The sequence below is a fragment of the Micromonospora salmantinae genome (genome assembly GCF_022230905.1).
In the GTDB taxonomy this organism is placed as follows: Bacteria; Actinomycetota; Actinomycetes; order Mycobacteriales; family Micromonosporaceae; genus Micromonospora; species Micromonospora salmantinae.
In genome coordinates, this window is record NZ_JAKKFG010000022.1 from 24,220 (window position 1) to 45,232 (window position 21,013).

17 protein-coding genes are annotated in these 21,013 nt (G+C 72.2%); 12 read left to right on the forward strand and 5 right to left on the reverse strand.

Going from position 1 to position 21,013, the window contains the following annotated elements:
- Positions 1-138 precede the first annotated feature (138 nt).
- The 8 genes from PSH03_RS18015 to valS all read left to right on the forward strand — a co-directional run bounded on the left by PSH03_RS18015 (position 139) and on the right by valS (position 11,318).
- Complete coding sequence (locus PSH03_RS18015) at positions 139-648, forward strand: SigE family RNA polymerase sigma factor (protein WP_210785843.1); 510 nt, start codon at positions 139-141, stop codon at positions 646-648.
- Positions 645-1,154 carry a hypothetical protein gene (locus PSH03_RS18020; RefSeq protein ID WP_238689867.1) on the forward strand — a complete coding sequence of 170 codons (510 nt, stop codon included), beginning with the start codon at positions 645-647 and terminating at the stop codon, positions 1,152-1,154. The genes PSH03_RS18015 and PSH03_RS18020 overlap by 4 nt, the downstream gene beginning before the upstream one ends.
- 218 nt (positions 1,155-1,372) lie before the next feature.
- Positions 1,373-2,797 carry an FAD-binding oxidoreductase gene (locus PSH03_RS18025; RefSeq protein ID WP_238689837.1) on the forward strand — a complete coding sequence of 475 codons (1,425 nt, stop codon included), beginning with the start codon at positions 1,373-1,375 and terminating at the stop codon, positions 2,795-2,797.
- A gap of 85 nt (positions 2,798-2,882) precedes the next feature.
- Positions 2,883-4,385: a DNA-3-methyladenine glycosylase 2 family protein gene (locus tag PSH03_RS18030; protein WP_238689838.1), complete on the forward strand. Its 1,503-nt coding sequence runs from the start codon at positions 2,883-2,885 to the stop codon at positions 4,383-4,385.
- The gene (locus PSH03_RS18035) at positions 4,382-4,891 is read left to right on the forward strand and encodes a methylated-DNA--[protein]-cysteine S-methyltransferase (RefSeq protein ID WP_238689839.1); all 510 of its coding nucleotides are present in this window, start codon (positions 4,382-4,384) and stop codon (positions 4,889-4,891) included. The genes PSH03_RS18030 and PSH03_RS18035 overlap by 4 nt, the downstream gene beginning before the upstream one ends.
- Positions 4,892-4,928: 37 nt before the next feature.
- Positions 4,929-6,785 (forward strand): ABC transporter ATP-binding protein, encoded by a 1,857-nt coding sequence (locus tag PSH03_RS18040; protein WP_238689840.1) that lies wholly within the window; start codon positions 4,929-4,931, stop codon positions 6,783-6,785.
- Positions 6,782-8,662: an ABC transporter ATP-binding protein gene (locus tag PSH03_RS18045; RefSeq protein ID WP_238689841.1), complete on the forward strand. Its 1,881-nt coding sequence runs from the start codon at positions 6,782-6,784 to the stop codon at positions 8,660-8,662. Before PSH03_RS18040 ends, PSH03_RS18045 begins: the two co-directional genes overlap by 4 nt.
- Before the next feature lie 91 nt (positions 8,663-8,753).
- The gene (gene valS, locus PSH03_RS18050) at positions 8,754-11,318 is read left to right on the forward strand and encodes a valine--tRNA ligase (RefSeq protein ID WP_238689842.1); all 2,565 of its coding nucleotides are present in this window, start codon (positions 8,754-8,756) and stop codon (positions 11,316-11,318) included.
- A 44-nt stretch (positions 11,319-11,362) separates the two neighbouring features.
- Here valS and PSH03_RS18055 read toward each other — a convergent pair whose 3' ends face one another.
- The 5 genes from PSH03_RS18055 to PSH03_RS18075 form a co-directional block, all read right to left on the reverse strand.
- The gene (locus PSH03_RS18055; protein ID WP_210785835.1) at positions 11,363-12,007 is read right to left on the reverse strand and encodes a hypothetical protein; all 645 of its coding nucleotides are present in this window, start codon (positions 12,005-12,007) and stop codon (positions 11,363-11,365) included.
- A gap of 93 nt (positions 12,008-12,100) precedes the next feature.
- Positions 12,101-12,811: an ABC transporter permease subunit gene (locus PSH03_RS18060; protein ID WP_210785834.1), complete on the reverse strand. Its 711-nt coding sequence runs from the start codon at positions 12,809-12,811 to the stop codon at positions 12,101-12,103.
- 1 nt (position 12,812) lies between these two features.
- The gene (locus tag PSH03_RS18065) at positions 12,813-13,724 is read right to left on the reverse strand and encodes an ABC transporter ATP-binding protein (protein ID WP_238689843.1); all 912 of its coding nucleotides are present in this window, start codon (positions 13,722-13,724) and stop codon (positions 12,813-12,815) included.
- On the reverse strand, positions 13,724-14,629 hold the full coding sequence (locus PSH03_RS18070; RefSeq protein ID WP_238689844.1) for an ABC transporter permease: 906 nt from the start codon (positions 14,627-14,629) through the stop codon (positions 13,724-13,726). Before PSH03_RS18070 ends, PSH03_RS18065 begins: the two co-directional genes overlap by 1 nt.
- Positions 14,622-15,536, reverse strand: a complete 915-nt coding sequence (locus PSH03_RS18075) for an ABC transporter ATP-binding protein (RefSeq protein WP_210785831.1) — start codon at positions 15,534-15,536, stop codon at positions 14,622-14,624. The genes PSH03_RS18070 and PSH03_RS18075 overlap by 8 nt, the downstream gene beginning before the upstream one ends.
- Positions 15,537-15,775: 239 nt before the next feature.
- On the opposite strand from PSH03_RS18075, the gene PSH03_RS18080 reads away from it, so the two are divergent.
- From PSH03_RS18080 to galT, 4 genes are all read left to right on the forward strand, one after another.
- Entirely contained in the window at positions 15,776-17,290 is a 1,515-nt protein-coding gene (locus tag PSH03_RS18080; protein ID WP_210785830.1) for a glycosyltransferase family 2 protein, read from the forward strand.
- Between the two features lie 88 nt (positions 17,291-17,378).
- Positions 17,379-18,908, forward strand: a complete 1,530-nt coding sequence (gene cysC, locus PSH03_RS18085; protein ID WP_238689845.1) for an adenylyl-sulfate kinase — start codon at positions 17,379-17,381, stop codon at positions 18,906-18,908.
- A 112-nt stretch (positions 18,909-19,020) separates the two neighbouring features.
- Positions 19,021-19,845 carry a DeoR/GlpR family DNA-binding transcription regulator gene (locus PSH03_RS18090; protein WP_210785829.1) on the forward strand — a complete coding sequence of 275 codons (825 nt, stop codon included), beginning with the start codon at positions 19,021-19,023 and terminating at the stop codon, positions 19,843-19,845.
- Complete coding sequence (gene galT / locus PSH03_RS18095) at positions 19,842-20,918, forward strand: galactose-1-phosphate uridylyltransferase (RefSeq protein ID WP_210785828.1); 1,077 nt, start codon at positions 19,842-19,844, stop codon at positions 20,916-20,918. The genes PSH03_RS18090 and galT overlap by 4 nt, the downstream gene beginning before the upstream one ends.
- Positions 20,919-21,013: the final 95 nt, after the last annotated feature.

Sequence of the window (21,013 nt, forward strand, 5' to 3'; positions counted from 1 at the left end):
CGCCGCACCCCTTCTTCAGTTGGTGGCCGGACGCTACCCGGCACGACCGACACTTTCGGGCCGAAAAACCCCACCGATCGTGGATAGCGACGATGACCTGGGACGTCTGTATCTGTGACAACGAAACGGGGGTGGTGGGTGGACGAGGACGAGCGCGCGCGGCTGGCCGAGTTCGTCGGCAGCCGGACTCCGGCGCTGATGCGGGTCGCGTACCTGCTGACCGGGGACCGCAACGCCGCCGAGGACCTGTTCCAGTCGGCGTTGGCGCGGACCATCCCGAAGTGGGGAACCATTCGGCACGCCGATCCCGAGGGCTACCTGCGGGTGGTGATGTACCGCGAGCAGATCAGCTGGTGGCGGCGACTGCGCCGGTGGCGGGAGACACCGCTCAACCCGGCCGACGAACCGGTCGGCGGCGACCCGAGCGGCGGCACCGACGTGCGGCTGGCGATGCGGGCCGCGCTGCGTCACCTGCCACCGGCACAGCGCGCGGTGGTGGTTCTCCGCTACTACGAGGACCTGCCCGAAGCCCGGGTGGCCGAGCTGCTGGGCTGCTCGGTGGGGACCGTACGCAGCCGTACCCATCGAGCGGTGAAGCGACTGCGCGACCTGCTGCCGGACGTCGACAGGCTGGAGGTACGGCGATGACCGAACCCTTCGAGCACCTCATCCGCTCCACCCTCACCGACCTGGCCGAGGAGGCACCGATCGTGCATGACCAGTTGAGCCGAGCGGAACGGCGGGTGCGCAACAGGCGCCGCGTCACGGTGACGGTGGGGGCGGTGAGCACCCTGGCGGCGATCCTGATCGCCACCCCGCTCGCCCTGGCCGCGACCGGCTCGGACGAGCCTCCCCCGGCCGTGCCCAGCCCGGCCGGTCCGGCGGCCGTGCCCAGCCCACCCGTGCCCACCCCGTCCGCGCCCACCACGGTGCCGACGGTCGTACCGAGCCCCGGGGGCGCGCCCGGGGACCCGTCAATCACACCGGGTCCGCCCGGTGTGCCGGGCCGACCGATTGTCACGCCGAGCCCGTCGACTCCGCCGGGCCCGCCCGGTGTGCCGGGCCGCCCGACGGTCTCACCAACCCCGTCGACTCCGCCGGGCCCGCCCGGCGTGCCGGGCCGCCCGACTGCCTCGCCGAGCCCGTCGCGTTGAGCAGAACCGGTCAGGTCGGTGGTTCTTCCGGCCCGGCCTGACCGGTCAACCCAGGAGATTCCGGTCACCTTCGCCCGGCGCTCCCCGTACCGACGAGCGCCGTGCGAACCCGCCGACGGGAGGGGACCCTCCACCGAATTTGTCGAGGCCGGCATGCCCGCTCATTCTTGGACCATGACCGATCCCGGACACCCGAGGTGCGAGCTGCGGGGGCAACGATGAGCACCGCCATGGCCCGGGTGCCCGACTCCCTGCGGGGGCAGATCGTCACCCCCGGCGACCGCCGGTACGCGCAACTGCGCTCGACGTACACCAGGTCGGCGTCACCGGCCGCGGTCCTGCTGCCGAAGACCACCGCGCAGGTGGTCGACGCGCTCCGCTACGCGCGGGAGCAGCGGCTGCCCATCGCGGTCCGCAGCGGCGGGCACGGCCTGTCCGGAGCCTCGTCCAACAACGGCGGGGTGGTCATCGACCTGTCCATGCTCAACCGGGTTCAGGTGATCGACGAGCGGGCCGGCCTGGTCCGGGTCGAGGCCGGCGCGCGCTGGGCGAACGTGGCGAAGGCGCTGGCCCCGTACGGCCTGGTGATCAGCTCGGGTGACTACGGCGGCGTCGGCGTCGGCGGTCTGGCGACCGGCGGTGGTGTCGGCTGGCTGGTCCGCGCCCACGGCCTCACCATCGACCGGGTCCGCGCCGTCGAGGTGGTGCTGGCGGACGGGACGCTGGTACGCGCGGACGCCGACCACGAGCCGGAGCTGTTCTGGCTGGTCCGTGGCGCCGGGGCCGGCGCGGGCATCGTGGTGGCCTTCGAGATCGAGGCGGCCGAGCAGCGCAACGTCGGTGTCGCGCAGCTGGTCGTCGAGGCGCATCCGGACGGTCGCACCGTCCGGGAGTGGACGAGCTACCTTGCCCAGGCGCCACGGGAGTTGTCAGCGGCCGCCGTGGTGTTCGCGGAGGGTCGATCGGTCCTCATGTCGATCACCGCCGTGGTCGCCGCCGAGAGCCTGCGCCGGGCCCGACCGGCGGTGGAACCGCTGCTCGCCATCGGCAAGGTGCTCGAACACCGGACCGACCTGCTGCCCTACCCGACGCTGGTACCGACCGCGCACCTCAACCCCAACGTCGGGCAGCAGCGTGGCACGACCACGAACGGTCTGTTCACCGCACTGGACGACGCCGGGGCGCGGGCCGTGACGCGAGCGGTGACCGGGCCGGGGCGGGCGGTGGTCCAGCTCCGCTCGTTGGGCGGAGCGGTGAACGACGTCGCCTCCGACGCGACCGCGTACCCGCATCGCCACCAGGACACGCTGATCGTGGCCTCGGTGTTTCCGCCGCAGGCCGATGCCGCGTTGAACGCCGCGTGGCGGGCCGCCGGGGCACGCGCCGACGGCGCGTACGTCAACTTCGAGAGCCGGCCCGACCCGGCGGCGTTCGCCCGGATCTACCCGGGCGAGACCGGGGCCCGGGTCCGGCGGCTGTGGAAGCGGTACGACCCGGACGGTGTGTTCCGTTCGGCCCTGCTGACCGGCCAGGCCAACCGCGCCGGTCAGGGCAACCGGTCCAGCCCTGCCGGCCAGGCCGACCGAACCAGTCAGGGCTCCCGCGCCGGCCGGTCCGGTCAGCCGCACCGACGCCGCCGCTGACCGGAGGCGGGTCCCGCGGCCCCGCGCACACCCAGGTCCGATTCCCGCCAGCCGATGACCGGTCGAGCGGGGCATCATCGGTGACATGGAGATGGACTTCGAGCGGTGTTACCGGGCCGTGGACAGCCGTGACCAGCGGTTCGACGGTTGGTTCTACACCGGTGTGACGTCCACCGGGATCTACTGCCGGCCGTCCTGCCCGGCGATCACGCCGAAGCGACAGAACGTCCGGTTCTTCCCGTCCGCCGCCGCCGCGCAGGGCGCCGGGCTGCGCGCCTGCCGCCGCTGCCGGCCGGACGCCGCGCCCGGCTCACCGCTCTGGGACGTCCGCGCGGACGTGGTCGGTCGGGCGATGCGGCTGATCGCCGACGGGGTTGTCGACCGGGACGGCGTACCGGGGTTGGCCTCCCGGCTGGGCTACACCGAGCGGCACCTGCACCGGATGTTGAGCGCCGAGATGGGCGCCGGGCCGCTCGCGCTGGCCCGGGCCCAACGCGCCCAGACCGCCCGGATCCTGATCGAGACGACCGACCTGGCGATGGCCGAGATCGCGTTTGCCGCCGGCTTCGGCAGCGTGCGGCAGTTCAACGACACGCTTCGCGAGGTGTACGCGAGCGCCCCGTCGGACCTGCGCACGGCCCGTGGCCGCCAGCAGGCGCCGGCCGGGGCGGGGATCATCTCGCTCCGGCTGGCGTACCGCCCGCCGCTGCACGCCCGGGCGCTGCTGGACTTCCTCGCGGTGCGGGCGCTGCCCGGTGTGGAGGCGGTCCGCGACGGGACGTACCACCGGGGTCTGCGGTTGCCGCACGGCACCGGCCAGGTGGCGCTGACCCCGGCGGACGGGCACGTGGCGGCGACGTTGCGGCTCGCCGACCTGCGCGACCTGGCGCCGGCGGTGGCCCGCTGCCGCCGGTTGCTCGACCTGGACGCGGACCCGGCGGCAATCGACGCCACGTTGGCCGCCGACCCGGCGCTGGCCCCGGCGGTCACCGCCGAACCCGGCATCCGTGTCCCCCGCGCCGTCGACGGCTTCGAGCAGGCCGTCCGCGCCATCATCGGCCAGCAGGTCTCGGTAACGTCCGCAAGAACAACCCTCACCCGCCTCCTGACCGCCCACCCTCGTGTTGATCATGAAGTTGTTGCCACCGACGACGGCGTGTCCGGACAACAACTTCATGATCAACGGGGTGGGGGGCCGCAGGGGGGTGAGCTGCGCGGGTTTTTGAGCGCGGAGGAGCTTTTGTCGCTGCCGGACTCGGGGTTCGGGATGCCGGTGGGGCGGCGGGAGGCTCTGCGGGGGTTGGCTCGGGCCGTCGTGGACGGGTCTGTCGACCTCGCCGCCGGGGTAAATCGGGAGGAGGCCGTTCGGCGGCTGCTCGCGCTGCCCGGCATCGGCCCGTGGACCGCCAACTACCTGGCCATGCGCGCCTTCGGCGACCCGGACGTCCTCCTCAGCTCCGACCTCGCGGTCCGGCGCGGCGCCGCCGCGCTCGGCCTGCCCGACACCCCACCGACCCTCGACAGGTACGCCGAGCGCTGGCGCCCCTGGCGGTCCTACGCCACGATCAGACTCTGGAGAGCGGCATGAACATCGACAGCACCGTACTGAACACACCGGCCGGCCCACTGAGCATCCTCGCCGGTCCGGACGGTGACGTACGGGCGGCCGGCTTCACCCCGGACCCGGCGGTGCTGCTGTCCCTGGTCCACCCGGCCCTGCGGGCACCGCTACGGGAGCGGGCCGACCTCGGCCCGGTCAGCGCGGCGGTCCACTCCTACCTGGACGGCGACCTCGCCGCCATCGACGCGGTGCCGGTCCGTCAACGCACCGGTGGCGAGTTCATGGCGCACGCCTGGCAGGTGCTGCGCGAGGTGCCGCCGGGCACCCCGGTCACCTACACCGGGTACGCCGCGCTGGCCGGTCGACCACCGGCGGTCCGAGCCGCAGCGGCCGCCTGCGCCCGGAACGCGGCAGCCCTCTTCGTGCCCTGCCACCGGGTTCTTCGCACCGACGGCACACTCGGTGGCTACCGCTGGGGGCTGGACGTGAAGAAGTGGCTTCTCGGTCATGAGCGACGCTTGACAACAAGCTGACAGAGGCATCGACACTCATTGACGCTACCGTCTGGTAGTGCCTGTGGAGAGCGACGGCGACCCGGCCGCCCGGGCCGCCGCGGGCACCCACCCCGTGCACAACCTCTGGCGGCTGCGCCCCTACCTGCGCCCGTACGCCGCCGAGTTCGCCTGGCTGCTCGTCGCTGGCCTCGCCGGCACCGCGGCCGGGATCGCCGTACCACTGGTCGTGCAGCGGGTAGTGGACGGGCCGGTGGCCCGACACGAACCGGCCGGGCTGCTCCAGCTCGGCGGCCTGGCGCTGCTGCTCGGCGTCGTCGAGGCGGTGCTCATCTTCATCCGCCGGTGGGTGCAGTCGTCCTCGGCGGTGGGCATGGAGGCGGCGCTGCGCGCCGACGTCTACGCCCACCTGCAACGGCTGCCGACCAGCTTCCACGACCGCTGGCAGTCCGGCCAGTTGCTCTCCCGGATCACCAGCGACCTGTCGGTGATCCGCCGGTTCCTCTCCTTCGGCGTCTTCTTCCTGGTGCTCAACCTGACCACGTACGTGGTAGTGGTGGTGCTGCTGATCAACCTGCACCCGGCGCTGGGGGTGCTGGTCGCGGCCAGCGCGGTGCCGCTGCTGCTGATCAGTCGCCGGTTCGGCCGGCACTACCACGCCGCGTCCCGCCGGATGCAGGATCAGCAGGGCGACGTGGCGACGCTGGTCGAGGAGACCGCGCAGGGCCTGCGCACCATGAAGGCGTACGGGCGGGGGCCCGAACTGGCCGCTCGCTTCGCCGGTGCGGCCCGGCGGCTGCACGACACGGGCGTCGGCAAGGGGCGGCTGCTGGCGAACACCTCGGCGCTGCTCGACCTGGTGCCCAACGTGACACTGGGCGTGGTGCTGGCGGCCGGGGCGGCCGCCGCCGCGCAGGGCGCGCTCACCATCGGCGAGCTGGTCGCGTTCGTCAGCCTCCAACTGATGCTCATCTGGCCGGTGCAGTCCCTGGGTTGGATCATCGCCAACGGTCAGGAGGCGGCCACCGCCGCCGACCGGATCCAGGAGGTGCTGGACACTCCACCGGAGATCGTGGATTCTGCCGGCGCTGTCGCGTTGCCACGCGACGCGGTGCACGGTCGGCTGCGCTTCGAGCGGGTCTCGTTCAGCTACCCGGGTGCCACCACGGGGGTGCTGCGCGAGATCGACCTGACCATCGAGCCGGGCGAGACGCTGGCCCTGGTCGGCGCCACCGGCTCCGGCAAGAGCACGCTGCTCTCCCTGGTGCCCCGGCTGCACGACGTGAGCACCGGCCGGATCACCCTGGACGGGCACGACCTGCGAGAGCTGCGGCTGGCCTCGCTGCGTCGGCTGGTCGGCGTGGCGTTCGAGGAGCCAACCCTCTTCTCCATGTCGGTGCGGGAGAACCTCACACTGGGTCGCCCGGACGCCGGTGACGACGAGATCCGCGCCGCCCTCGCACTGGCCCAGGCCGACTTCGCGTACGAGCTGCCCTGGGGGTTGGCGACCCGGGTGGGCGAGCAGGGGTTGTCCCTCTCCGGCGGGCAACGGCAACGACTCGCGTTGGCGCGGGCCGTGCTCGGCCGACCGGCGGTGCTGGTGATGGACGACCCGCTCTCCGCTCTCGACGTGCACACCGAGGCCCTTGTCGAAGCGGCGCTACGGCGGGTCCTGCGCGACAGCACCTCGCTGCTGGTGGTGCACCGGCCGTCGACGATCGCGCTGGCCGACCGGGTCGCCCTGCTGGAGGACGGACGGATCACCGCGACCGGCCGGCACTCCGACCTGCTGGCCACCGTTCCGGCGTACCGGGCACTGCTCGCCGCCGAGCCACCCGCCGGGCATCCGCCGCCGGCCGGGGCCAGCGGCCCGAGTTCGTCCCCTTCGGACGGGTGGGGGCTGGTGCGCTCGTGAGCGTGCCGGAGCAGGCCGCCCCACCTCCGGAGGAGGAGCCCGAGCTGACCCGCTGGCGCGGAACCGCCACCGACCCGGAGGCTGACCGCAGTCGAGCCGAGGACACCAGCCCCGAGGCGGTGGCCCGGCTGCGCCGGCTCAGCCGCACCCTGCTGGGCGACCTGCTCCGCCCGCATCGGAGGCGCCTCGCCGCAGCCGTCGCCCTGCTGCTGGCCCAGAACGCCGCCGCGATGGCCGGCCCGTACCTGGTCATGATCGGTATCGACCGGGCAATCCCGCCGTTGCGCGTCGGCGACGCCGGCCCGCTGGTCACCGTCGCCGGGGCGTTCGCGGTGGCCGCGGTGACCGAGTACGCGGCCCGCCGCGGCTTCCTCACCCTCTCCGCCCGGATCGGCCAGGCCGTCCTGCTCGACCTGCGGCAGCGGGTGTTCGGGCACTTCCTGCGGCTGTCGGTGGGCTTCCACGAGCGGTACACGTCCGGCCGGATGGTCTCCCGGCTCACCAGTGACCTGGACTCGATCGCCGAGCTGGTCGACGGTGGGATCGACAGCCTGGTGCTGGCCGGGCTCTCCATCCTGTCGGTGGCCGCCATCCTGCTCTGGCTGGACCTGCCGCTGGCGGCCGTGACGCTGTTCGCCTTCCCGTTCCTGTTCTGGCTCTCCCGCTGGTTCGCCCGGTCGTCGGCCAGCGCGTACCGACGGACCCGGGACGCTGTCGCGCTGGTCATCGTGCACTTCGTCGAGTCGATGCGGGGCATCCGGGCGGTGCAGGCGTTCCGCCGGGAGCCTCGCAACCAACGGATCTTCGTGGCGCTCGGCGACGACTACCGGCGGAGCAGCCTGCACGCGTTCCGGCTGATCGCCACCTACTCGCCCGCGATCAAGCTGATCGGCAACGTCACAGTGGCGGTGGTGCTCTGCTACGGCGGTTGGCGGGTGCTCGGCGGGCAGACCGAGATCGGCGTGCTCGCCGCGTTCCTGCTCTACCTGCGCCGCTTCTTCGAGCCGATGCAGGAGCTGAGCCAGTTCTACAACTCGTTGCAGTCGGCCACCGCCGCACTGGAGAAGCTGGCCGGGGTGCTCGACGAACGACCGGCCGTCGCCGAACCGGCCCGGCCCACACCGCTGCCGACCGGCCCCCGCCGTGGCGAGTTGATCTTCCGCGCGGTCGGCTTCGGCTACCGGGCCGACACCCCGATTCTCTGCCGGCTGGAGTTGACGGTGCCGGCCGGGCAGACCGTGGCGCTGATCGGCCCCACCGGGGCGGGCAAGTCGACTATCGCGAAGCTGGTCGCCCGTTTCCACGACCCCGACACCGGCACGGTCCGGCTGGACGGGGTCGACCTACGCGACGTACGCGACGCCGACCTGCGCCGCGCGGTGGTGCTGGTGACGCAGGAGAACCACCTGTTCAGCGGGACCGTCGCGGAGAACATCCGGTTCGGTTGCCCAGGGGCCGACGACGCCGCCGTCCAGGCCGCCGCGCGGGCGATCGGCGCGCACGACTTCATCGCCGCACTACCCGAGGGGTACGCCACTCAGGTGCACCGGCGCGGCGGCCGGCTCTCCGCCGGGCAGCGGCAGCTGGTCGCGTTCGCCCGCGCGTTCCTGGCCGACCCGACAGTTCTCATCCTGGACGAGGCGACGTCGTCGCTGGACGTGCCGACGGAACGTCTGGTGCAGCGGGCACTCGGCACCATCCTGCGCGACCGCACCGCACTGGTGATCGCCCATCGTCTCTCCACGGTGGAGACCGCCGACCGGGTGCTCGTCCTCGACGGCGGAAGGGTCGTCGAGGACGGCCCACCCGCCGTGCTGGCCGAGGCCGACGGCCGGTACGCCGCCCTGCACCGCCAGTGGCGTGACTCGCTGATCTAGTCGGGCCGCCCCGTCGCGGCCACAACCGCCGGCCGGTGTGTTCGGCCGCAACTACGTCGCCCCGCACCCGGTAGGTGCCTACGATCGCATGATGACCGATACGGCGAGGACGGCCCGCGCCGGCGTTCCCGAGCGTCCGACCCTGGACGGGCTCGAGGAGAGCTGGGCACGCCGCTGGCAGGAGGAAGGCACGTACGCGTTCGACCGCTCGAAGCAGCGGAGCGACGTGTTCTCGATCGACACCCCGCCGCCGACCGTATCGGGCGAGTTGCACATGGGGCACGTCTTCTCGTACACGCACACCGACACCACGGCGCGGTACCAGCGGATGCGCGGCAAGGCCGTCTTCTACCCGATGGGCTGGGACGACAACGGCCTGCCCACCGAGCGCCGGGCGCAGAACGTGTACGGGGTGCGCTGCGATCCGTCGCTGCCGTACGACCCGGTGTGGCGGCCACCGGCGGCTCCGGTCGACGACGCGGCCCGCCGCGACCCCACCCCGATCTCCCGGCGCAACTTCATCGAGCTGTGCGAACGGCTGACGGTCACCGACGAGCAGGCCTTCGAGGCGCTGTGGCGGCGGCTCGGGCTCTCGGTGGACTGGTCCCTGACGTACACGACCATCGGCCGGATCGCCCGGACCACCAGCCAACGGGCGTTCGTCCGCAACCTGCGCCGCGGCGAGGCGTACCAGTCGGAGGCGCCGACCCTCTGGGACGTCGGCTTCGCCACCGCCGTCGCCCAGGCGGAGTTGGAGGACCGTGAGCGCCCCGGCGCCTACCACCGGCTGCGGTTCACCGCGGCCGACGGGCGGGAGGTGCTCATCGACACCACCCGACCCGAGCTGTTGCCGGCGTGTGTGGCGCTGGTCTGCCACCCCGACGACGAGCGGTACGCCGACCTGGTGGGCGGCACCGTGCGCAGCCCGCTGTTCGACGTCGAGGTGCCGGTGTACGCCCATCCCCTCGCCGAGCCCGGCAAGGGCACCGGCGTCGCGATGGTCTGCACCTTCGGTGACCTGACCGACGTGACCTGGTGGCGTGAGCTGGGGTTGGACACCCGGGTGGTGATCGGCCGGGACGGTCGGTTGCTTCCCGAGCCGCCGCACGGGGTGCCGACCCAACCGTACGCGGCGCTGGCCGGGCAGACCGTCAACGGCGCCCGCCGGGAGATCGTCGGGATGCTGGCCGACGCCGGTGACCTGATCGGCGAGCCGCGCCCGATCACCCACCCGGTCAAGTTCTACGAACGCGGTGACCGGCCACTGGAGATCGTCTCCACTCGACAGTGGTATCTGCGCAACGGCGGCCGGGACGAGGCGCTGCGGGCCACGCTGCTGGGCAGGGGCGAGCAGCTGCACTGGGTGCCGGCGCACATGAAACACCGCTACGACAACTGGGTGGGCGGCCTCAACGGGGACTGGCTGGTCAGCCGTCAACGCTACTTCGGCGTGCCGGTGCCGGTGTGGTACCGGCTCGACGACACTGGCGAGCCGGACTGGTCCCACCCTCTCACGCCGGACGAGTCCGCGCTGCCGGTCGATCCATCCAGCGATCCGGCACCCGGTTACGACGAGTCGCAACGCGGCCGGCCGGGCGGCTTCATCGGCGACCCGGACGTGCTGGACACCTGGGCCACGTCCTCGGTGACCCCGCAGATCGTCGGTGGCTGGGAAACCGATCCGGACCTGTTCGCCCGGGTCTTCCCGATGGACCTGCGCCCGCAGGGGCAGGAGATCATCCGGACCTGGCTCTTCGACAGCGTGGTCCGTTCGCACTTCGAGCACGGCGTGCTGCCCTGGCGGGACACAGTCCTCTCGGGCTGGATCCTCGACCCCGACCACAAGAAGATGGCCAAGTCCAAGGGGAACGTGGTCACCCCGCTGGCCCTGTTGGAGCAGCACGGCTCGGACGCGGTGCGCTACTGGGCGGCAAGCGGCAAGCCCGGCATGGACCTGGCCTTCGACCCAGCGCAGATCAAGGTCGGCCGGCGACTGGCCACCAAACTGCTCAACGCGTCCAAGTTCGCGCTCGGGCTGGGCGCTGCGGACGCGTTGCGCGCCCCGTCGACCACTCCACTGGACCGGGCCATGCTCGCCGAGCTGGCCACCGTGGTCACCGCCGCGGGCACCGCCTTCGACTCGTACGACCACACGGCGGCCCTGCAGGTCACCGAGGCGTTCTTCTGGCGGTTCTGCGACGACTACATCGAGCTGGTCAAGGAGCGGGCCTACGGCACCGGCGCGGCGGCGGACTCGGCACGGGCGGCGCTGGCCTCGGCGCTGTCGGTGCAGCTGCGGTTGTTCGCCCCGGTGCTGCCGTACGTGACCGAGGAGGTCTGGTCGTGGTGGCGGTACGGCTCTGTGCACCAGGCGCCGTGGCCCACCACCTACGAGGTGGCCCGGACGATCGAGGGCTCGGGTGACCCGGCGCTTCTGCGGCTCGCCGGTGACGCGTTGAGCCAGGTGCGACGGGCCAAGTCGGAGCGGAAGCTGTCGATGAAGGCGGAGGTGCCGTTGGCGGAGGCGCTCGGCCCGGCGGCGCTGCTGGAGCAGCTCACGCTGGTCGCCGACGACCTACGGGCGGCGGGCCGGATCGGCAAACTCGACCTGCTCCCGGACCGTACCCCGGAGCTGGTCATCGCCTGCGCGTTCTGACCCGGGGCCGCCGCCGCCCGCTCGGGCGGCGGCGGACCGGCGGGTCACCAGCCGCGCAGGAAGCGCAGCCCGAGCAGGAACGCGATCACGGCGGGCCCCACCAGCAGGGTGATCGCCTGGAGGCGGTACGGCATCCGGTGCCGGGTCAGCTCGCCCGCGTTGCCCAGCACGATGGCCCCGGCCAGCATCAGGAACGCGCCCCACCAACCGGTCTCCAGGTGGATCAGATCCACCCGGATCAGTTGCAGGGTCACGCCGAGCAGCGCTCCGGTCAGCGCGAGCAGGGCCACCGCCCGGTGCAGGCCCCGGGCCAACGGGTGGGCCGCGCGCCAGCCGTAGGTGCCGGCCACCGCCAGGCAGGGCAGCACCACCATGAGCGGCCAACCTCGCCCCATCACGCCGAACATCAGCAGCGCGCCGACCGCGAAGACCATGGTGCCGACGCAGGCGAGCATGTACCCGGCGAAGGCCCGTCCGCCGCCGCGAGCCAGCAACGGCCCACCGCTGGCCGCGATCAACGCGGCCGGGATCAGGATGAACACCGCCCACCAGTGGAACTGGCCGCTGCCCTGAGCCGCCGTGGCGACAGTGGCACAGGCCAGCCCGGCGACGGCCAGGCTGGTCAGCCACGGCCGGCTGCTCCGGGAGTATGGCTCAGCCAACGACGTCCGCTCCGCTTCGACGCTCACGCCCACCAGCCTGGCCCGAGGTGGCCCGACCGGTCCATCCGGCCAGCCCTACCGCCGCGCGGGGGCTGGCCGGAACAGCGTCTCGCACGGCTGTCAGCTCGTCTCGCCAGCCACGCTGAACGAACGCAGGCGGTCGATGGCGAGCACCGTGAAGCCGACGCTGACCAGCGCGGTCATCACCGACGCCACCGGCACCGACACGCTGGTCTCCAGCAGCCCGGTGGGGGCGATCCGGTCGGCGAGGGCGATCACGTACTGCTGGATGGAGAGCACCTTGGTGCCGCTGACGAAGTTGCCCAGCAGCCCCTCCCAGATCAGCACGTAAACCAGCCCGAGCAGCACCGGCCGCCTGGTGACCAGGCTGAGCGCGAGGAACAACGCCGAGTACGCCAGCGCGCCGAGCGCCGCCGCGACCGCCAGCGCCAGTCCGAGGCGTACCGAATCGGCGAGCACGCCCGCGACGTAGAGCGGCACCGCCACGGTGACCGCGGTTACCCCCGCGGCGACAGCGAGCTTCGGCAGCACGATCTGCCAGCGCGGCAGCGGCTTGGTCAGGATGTGCACCACGGTGCCGTCGTCGATCTCGGCGCCCAGCACGCCCGTGCCGATGATCAGCGCGACCACCGGCAGCACCACGGCCAGCCCGAGGCCGACCAGCACCGGCGGCCCCCACTCGCCCGGGTCCACCCCCAGCGACCGGCAGAGCACGGCCAACCCGAGCAGCACCAACGGCAGCGGTAGCAGCAGCAGGAACCGACGTCGGCCGAACAACCCGCGCGCGGTGATCCAGGTAACTGTCGACATGTCAGGCCTCCACCAGGTAGGAGAAGACACTCTCCAGGGACTCGTCGGACGGCACCAGCTGGCGTACCCGGATGCCTTTGTTCAGCGCGATCCGGGGCAGCGCCCGGGTGAACGCGCCGTAGTCACCGGCCCGCACGGTCAGGCCCGTTGGGTCCAACTCGACCCCACTCACCGACGGCTCGGCGATCAGCGCGACGGCCAGCGCCCGGTCGTCGGTGGAGCGCACCGCGAAGACGTGCGGGCGGTTGGTCATCAACCGGCGGATGGTCCGGAAGTCGCCGGAGGCGGCCAACCGGCCGGCCACCATCACCTGCACCGTTCCGGAGACCTGTTCGACCTCCTCCAGGATGTGCGAGCTGAACAGGATCGTCCGGCCGGCGTCACCGAGGGTGTGCAGCAGCTGCATCATGTGCAGCCGCTGACGCGGGTCCATGCCGTTGAACGGCTCGTCGAGGAGCAGCACCTGCGGGTCGTGCACCAGCGCGGCGGCCACCCGGGCACGCTGGCGCATGCCCTTGGAGTACGTGCCGATCCGGCGGTCCTGCGCCGACTCCAGCTCCACCAGGTCGATCGCCCGTCGGGCCGCGGCCGCCGGATCGGACAGCCGGTGCAGCTTCGCGCTGGCCAGCACGAACTCGTACGCGGTGAGGAAACCCTGCACCGCCTCCCGCTCGCTGACCAGCCCCAGCCGCCGGTAGACGTCGGGGTTTCGCCAGGTCGGCTCGTCGTCGAGAGTGACAGTGCCGCGTGACGGGGCGAGGAACCCGGCCATCATGTGCAGCAGGGTGGTCTTGCCGGCGCCGTTCGGGCCGAGCAGGCCGGTCACGCCCGGGCCGAGGACCATGCTGATGTCGTTGACAGCGACCACGTTGCCGTACCACCGGGACACCCCGGTCAGGCTCAGCGTGCTCATCAGGAGGCGACCTTCCGGTAGCGGGCCAGCAGGAGGGCGGTCGCGCCGGCGACCAGCAGCACCGCGGCCAGGGCGTAGACCGGGCCGAACCCGCCGATCATCATCTCGCCCGGATCGCCCTCGACCAGCAGGTCACCCAGCGACCAGATGCCCACCCCCTGCACCAGCGTGGAGGGTGAGGCGAGCCCGGCCAGCTCGTTGGCGGCGCGCGACGGCAGGATGCTCAGCACCCCGACGATCGGGGTGGTCATCAGGAAGACCGCCACCACCCCACCCGCGGCGAAGGCGCGCTTGCCGGTCAGCGAGGCGACCAGCAGCCCGACCGAGGCGAAGACCACAGCCCACAGCCCGGCGTAGAGCAGGCCGGGCAGCAGGTCGAGCAGCTCGTTCCACACCCCGCGCATGCCCTGCTTGGTGGTGAACGCGGCACCCAGGAACATCAGCAACTGGGGTCCGCCGAGCAGCAACCAGAGGGCGGTGACCAGCGCCAGCAGCTTGGCCAGCGCGTAGTCGGCGCGCGGCAGCGGCCGGGAGAAGTACAGCGGCAGCACACCGCTGCGCAGGTCCCGAGAGACCAGCTCCGGGGCGACGACCGCGACGAAGAAGATGACGAGCCAGCTCATCGCGTCGGCGAACTGGGCGTACGTGGCGACCGGCTCGCCGATCTGGCTGCGTACCGCGGCCAGGGCCACCGCGACCAGGGAGACGATGCCGACCACCAGCCACGGGAAGATCTTGGCCTTGGCGCTGCGCCCGAACCCGAACGCGGTGCGCAGACCGTGCAGGTAGAGCGCGCCGAAGACCTGTCGGCGGCCGAGCCTCGCACCCTCGTAGCGTTGGTAGCCGATGTCGTGGATGACGCCGGTCGGCGTGGGGCGCACGGCGGCGGTGGACGGCTCAGGCATTAGTGAGCTCCCTCGTGGCGAAGAGTTCGGCCACCCGGTGCCGGCGCTGGTCCAGTCGGTGCAGTGGCAGGTCCAGTTCGGCGACCGCACCGAGGATCAGGTCGTAGGTGCCGTCGTCGGCGAGCGGCACGAGGAGCAGTCGCCCGTCCCGGGCGACAGGCAGTTTCAGCTCGGCGAGTCGGGCGGCGAGTTCCTCGGTGCCCTCGCTGACCTCGACGGCGAGCACGTCGGTGGCCGAGGTCATCGCGGAGATGTTGTCGGCGCGCAGCAGTTTGCCGCCGTCGATGGCGATCAGCGTGTCGCAGATCCGCTCCACCTCGCCGAGCAGGTGCGAACAGACCAGCACGGAGATGCCGAACTCGGTGCCGATCCGGTGTACCAGGGCCAGCATGGCGTCGCGGCCGGCCGGGTCCAGGCCGTTTGTCGGTTCGTCCAGCAACAGCAGGTCGGGGTCGTGCACCAGCGCCTGGGCCAGCTTGACGCGCTGCTTCATGCCGGTCGAGTAGCCACCGACCGGGCGATAGCGCTCCTCGTAGAGCCCCACGTGCCGCAGCGCCTCCGAGGCCCGCTCGCGGGCCGCGGTGCGGGGAAGGCCGCTCATTCGACCGAGGTGGGTGACCAGTTCGGCGGCGGACAGGTCCGGTGGGAGGCAGTCGTGTTCCGGCATGTAGCCGACCCGGTTGCGGACAGCCGCCGGGTCTGCGGTCGGGTCGATGCCGAGCACCGAGACCTGACCGCTGGTTGGTGCGATCAGGCCGAGCAGAATCTTGATCAAGGTGGATTTGCCGGCGCCGTTCGCGCCCACCAGGCCGATGATCCCGGGCTCGACGGCGACGGTGAGGTCGGCCAGCGCGGTGACCCGACCTCCGTACGTCTTGGTGAGCGACTGGGTCGCGATCAGTGTCACGCGCCCAGCGTAGGGAGTCGATGCCCAGCAGGGACACCGGCACGCCCCCGGCACTCCCCTGATCCTTTCCCCGCCGCACCCCTAAGGTCCCTGCTGAGGGCTCCCGCGACGTTTCCGCCGGTCCCGCGTCCGACCCGACCCCGCCTTGGGAAAGACCCGTCCAAGGTGACACCATTCACCTCCCGTTCACCAGGCATCGACCCGCCCGGTGATCGACCGACGACGCGGGAGGGATCCTGATGGCCGAGGTGGGCGTCCCCAAGGTGAGCGTCGTGGTGCCGGCGTACAACTGCGGCCCACACATCGAGAAGCTCGCCGCCTCGCTGCTGCGTCAGTCACTGCCCGCCGACGAGTTCGAAGCCATCTTCGTCGACGACGGCTCGACGGACGACACGGCGGAGCGGCTGGACCGGCTGGCCGCCGAGCACCCGCACATCACTGTGGTGCACATCGAGAACTCCGGCTGGCCGTCGCGTCCGCGCAACCTCGGCGTCGAGCACGCCCGCGGCGAGTACGTCTTCTTCGCCGACGACGACGACTGGTTCGCCGACGAGGCACTGGAGCGGCTCTACGCCTGTGCGAAGGCGAACGACGCCGACATCGTGGTGGGGAAGATGGCCGGGTACGGACGTCCCGTGCCGCGGGAGCTGTTCCGCAAGAACCGCTTCGACGCCACCCTCGGCAACTCCCCGCTGGTCGACAGCCTGACCTGTCACAAGTTGTTCCGGCGGTCGTTCCTCAACGAGCATGGCCTGCGGTTCCCGGAGGGCGGCAAGCGTCGGCTGGAGGACCACTCACTGGTCATCCGGGCCTACTTCCTGTCCCGGCGCACCTCAGTGCTGTCCGACTACGTCTGCTACCACCACGTCCATCGGGGCGACGCGCGCAACGTCACCGCGAGCGAGCTGGACCCGGCGAGCTACTTCGCCAGTGTGCGGGAGGCGTTGGACGTCGTGGACGCCAACACCGAGCCGGGTCAGCTGCGGGATCGGCTGCACCGGCGCTGGCTGCGCAACGAGATGCTCAGCCGGCTGCGCGGCAAGCGGCTGCTGAACGCCCGCGAGGCGTGGCTGGAGCAGGTCGCGCTGGAGATCCAGAAGATCATTCAGGATCGCTTCGCCCCGGGCGTCGCGGGTGGTCTGCCACCCCTGCTCCGAGCCGTGGCGTACCTGGCGGAGCAGGGGCGCGTCGCGGACCTGCGCAGGCTTGCCCGCTGGGAGGCGGGCATCGCCGCACACGGCACCGTCGATGAATTCCAACGTGTCGACCACGCCGTCACGGTGACCGTCGCCGCCGAGCTGCGCGCCGCGGACCAGCCGGTCGGGTTCCGCGCCGATGATGGCCGCGACGTGCTGATGCTTCCGATGGAAGAGGTCGCCCCCGAGGTGCTCGACGCCACCGCGCAGGTGCGCAAGGCCCGCCTGGACCTGGTGGCCCGCCACCGGGAGACCGGCGCCGAGATCTTTATTCCGAACACCTTCCAGACCGAGCGGATCACCGGCACGACCGGAGCGGACACCGTCCACCTGGTGCACCGGGCCACCGCCACGATCGACTTCGCCGCCCTCAACGGCGGCCGGACCAGGGGCAGCTGGCAGCTCAAGGCCCGGATCACCAACGTGGGCTGGACCGAGGACGCGCGACTGCCGCTGTTGTTCATCTGCCGGACCGACGGCTCGCGACCCCGGATCCGCGACGAGCGGAAGGTGTGGAACCGGGTGCGGTCGGCGGTAGGCCGACGGATCAAGCGCTGACCCGCCCGCGGGGGTCTTGGAGTGGCGCCCTCGACCGATGGGCGGTCGGCTGCGAAACTGTGTGCCGGTCAGCGAGTGGGGGGTGTGGATGAGCAACGGCTGGGTGCTGCCCGACGAGGTGCTACAGGACGCACCGGCGTACACGCCACGTCCCGGTGAGCTCGCGGATCTGGAGCTGCTGCTGACCGGCGCGTACGCCCCTCTGACCGGTTTCATGACCCGCGCCGACCTGGTCTCGGTCAGCCGACGCGGCCGGCTGGCCGACGGCACACCGTGGCAGGTCGCTGTCGTTCTCCAGGTGCCGGCCGCCCTGGCGCAGAGCTTCGATCCGCGCGACCCGGCCCGCCGGGCGCTCGTGCTGACCGACGGGGAGGGCGCCCCGGCGGCCGCCCTGGACGTGGCCGACGTCTGGCCGGTCCGCGAGGGCGTGGCGGGAGTGGGCGGCCAGGTTCGGCGGCTGGGCGACGGTGGACACGGTCCGTTCCAACGACTGCGGCGTAACCCGGAGGAGGTCCGTGCGCTGCTGCCCCCGGGCCGGGTGCTCGGGGTGATCGCCGACCGGCCGCTGCATCGTCCACAGCTCGCCCAGATCGCCCACGCCGCCCGCACCCTGGCCGCTCATCTGCTCGTGATGATCCCGGTCGGCGAGGGCGGCGCCGACGGGCTCCCGCCGGAGGCGCTGGTCCGGACGATCTTCGCCGCGCGGGACCGGATGCCACCCGCCACCCTGGTCGCGGTGCCGCTGTCCCACCGACGCGAGGAGATCAGCGACGCGCTGCTGCGCGCCCGGGTCTCGGCCGCGTACGGGGTCACCCACCTGCTCTCCACCGGGGAGATGCTCTCCGGCGCCGGGCTGCGGGTGCTGGTGCCGCGTGAACTCGCCTACGACAACCGCGACGGGCAGTGGCGTTGGCGGGAGGACATCCCACCGCGCAACCGCCGGCTGGCGCTGACCCAGCCGGAGATCGACGACCTGCTCGACCGGGGCTTCCCGCTGCCGGAGTGGCACACCCCGCCCGCTGTGGCACGGGAGTTGGCCCGGGCCCGGCCGCCGCGTCGGCAGCGAGGACTGGTGGTCTTCCTGACCGGTCTCTCCGGCTCCGGCAAGTCGACGATCGCCCGAGGGCTGGCGGACGCGTTACGGGAGAGCGGCGACCGCACGGTGACCCTGCTCGACGGGGACGTGGTGCGCCGGGAACTCTCCGCCGGACTGGGCTTCAGCAAGACCGACCGGGATCTCAACGTCCGGCGGATCGGCTGGGTGGCCGCCGAGATCGCCCGGCACCGTGGGGTGGGCATCTGCTGCCCGATCGCCCCGTACGCGGCGGCTCGGGCCACTGCCCGGGAGATGGCCCTCGCCGCCGGATCGGGTTTTGTGCTGGTGCACGTGGCCACCCCGCTGGAGGTGTGCGAGCGACGGGACCGCAAGGGCCTGTACGCGCGAGCGCGAGCCGGCCTGCTCACCGGGATGACCGGCATCGACGACCCGTACGAGGAGCCGACCGACGCCGATCTGGTGCTCGACACCACCGACCTGAGCGTGGCGGACGCGGTGCAGGCCGTGCTGCACCATCTGACCGAGACCGGCTGGGTGGAGCTGAAGATCGCCACCGCCTGAGGCGCCGCCGTACCCGTTCCTTCCACCGCTGAGCGGCACGCGCTAGTGTTCATCTTTGTTGGAACACGTTTGACCGCGTGAGGGTACGTGGACGTCCGGGGAGGCACGGCGGATGCTCGCTCAGCAGCGGCAGGCGGCCATCCTGGAGCGGGTCCGCTCGACCGGCGGTGTCCGGGTCAGCGAGTTGGCAGGCGAGTTCGGCGTGTCCGACATGACCATCCGGCGGGACCTCGATGCGCTGCACGAGCGCGGTCTGCTGGCCAAGGTGCACGGCGGCGCGACCACGACCGGGCCAAGCTCGACCGACGAGCCGGGCTTCCGCGCCAAGTCGGTCCGCCAACTGCCGGAGAAGGCCGCCATCGCCGACCGGGCGGCTCAGCTGGTCCGGCCGGGAGCGGCGGTCGCGCTCTCCGCCGGCACCACCACGGCCGAGCTGGCCCGCCGGCTGGTGGACGTGCCCGAGCTGACCGTCGTCACCAACTCGCTGCCGGTGGCCGAGATCATGCACGCCGGTGGCCGCCCGGACCAGACGGTGGTGCTCACCGGCGGCGTCCGCACACCGTCGGACGCGCTGGTAGGTCCGCTCGCGGTCGGGGCCGTCCGGTCACTGCACCTGGATCTGCTCTTCCTGGGCGTCCACGGCATCACCGAGCGGGCCGGCTTCACCACCCCGAACCTGATGGAGGCGGAGACCGATCGGGCGCTCGTGGCGGCGGCGGACCAGCTGGTGGTTCTCGCCGACCACACCAAGTGGGGCACGGTCGGCATCTCCTCGATCGTCGGGTTGGCGGCGGCCCACGTACTGGTCAGCGACGACCGGTTGCCTCCACCCGCACGACGGGTACTCGGCGAACAGGTGGGCGAACTGATCATGGTCAAGGCGACAGGGGCGGGCCGCGCGACGCGCACGCCGACAACCGAGGGGACGGCGCCGTGAAGCGCACCGCGATCGACCTGGCCGACGGCCGGGAGCTGATCTACTTCGACGAGCGCGACGACGCGGTCCGCGACCAGCCGGACCGCCGGGACCTGCCGCCGCCTCCCCCCGCGTCGCAGCTGCGCTACGACCCGTTGACCGACGAGTGGGTGGCGGTCGCCGTGCACCGGCAGACCCGCACCTTCCTCCCGCCGGCGAACGAGTGCCCTCTCGACCCGTCGGTGGGCGACCGGCTGACCGAGATCCCCGCACCCGACTACGACGTGGTGGTCTTCGAGAACCGGTTCCCGTCGCTGAGTGGTCGGGTGGCCGAGGAGCCCGGGGAGATCACTCCGTTCACGCCGGTCCGGCCCGGCCTCGGCCGGTGCGAGGTGGTCTGCTTCACGTCGGACCACAACGCCTCCTTCGCCAGCCTGCCCCCGCGCCGGGTCCGCACCGTGCTGGACGCCCTCGCCGACCGCACCGAGGTGCTCGGCGCGCTGCCCGGCGTCGAGCAGATCTTCTGCTTCGAGAACCGGGGCGTGGAAATCGGTGTCACGCTGCACCACCCGCACGGCCAGATCTACGCGTACCCCTTCGTGACGCCGCGCACCCGCGCGCTGCTGGCCGCTGCCCGCCGGCACGCAGAGCGGACCGGCGGGGGCAACCTGTACGCGGACGTGCTGGCCGCCGAGCGCGCCACCGGTGACCGGGTGGTCACCGAGAACGAACACTGGACGGCGTTCGTCCCGGCGGCCGCCCGCTGGCCGTTCGAGGTGCACGTCGCGCCGCACCGCGTGGTGCCGGACATCCCGGCGCTCAGCGACAGCGAGCGGGACGCCTTCGGGCCGCTCTACCTGGATCTCCTGCGCCGCTTCGACGGCCTGTTCGACATGCCGATGCCATACATCTCGGCCTGGCACCAGGCTCCCGTGCGGGTCGACCGCGAGCTGGGCCACCTGCACCTACAGCTGTTCAGCATCCGGCGGGCCACTGACAAGCTGAAGTACCTGGCGGGCTCCGAGTCCGGGATGGGCGTCTTCATCAACGACATCGCTCCGGAACGCGCCGCCGACCTGCTGCGCGCCGCCTGAAGAGCCCTGCTGTGCGCGGGGCCTGAGCTTGGCGGGGCACGGCTTGCGCGTGGCCAGAGCTTGGCGCGGCCTGCGCTTGGTGGGAAACAGGGCGC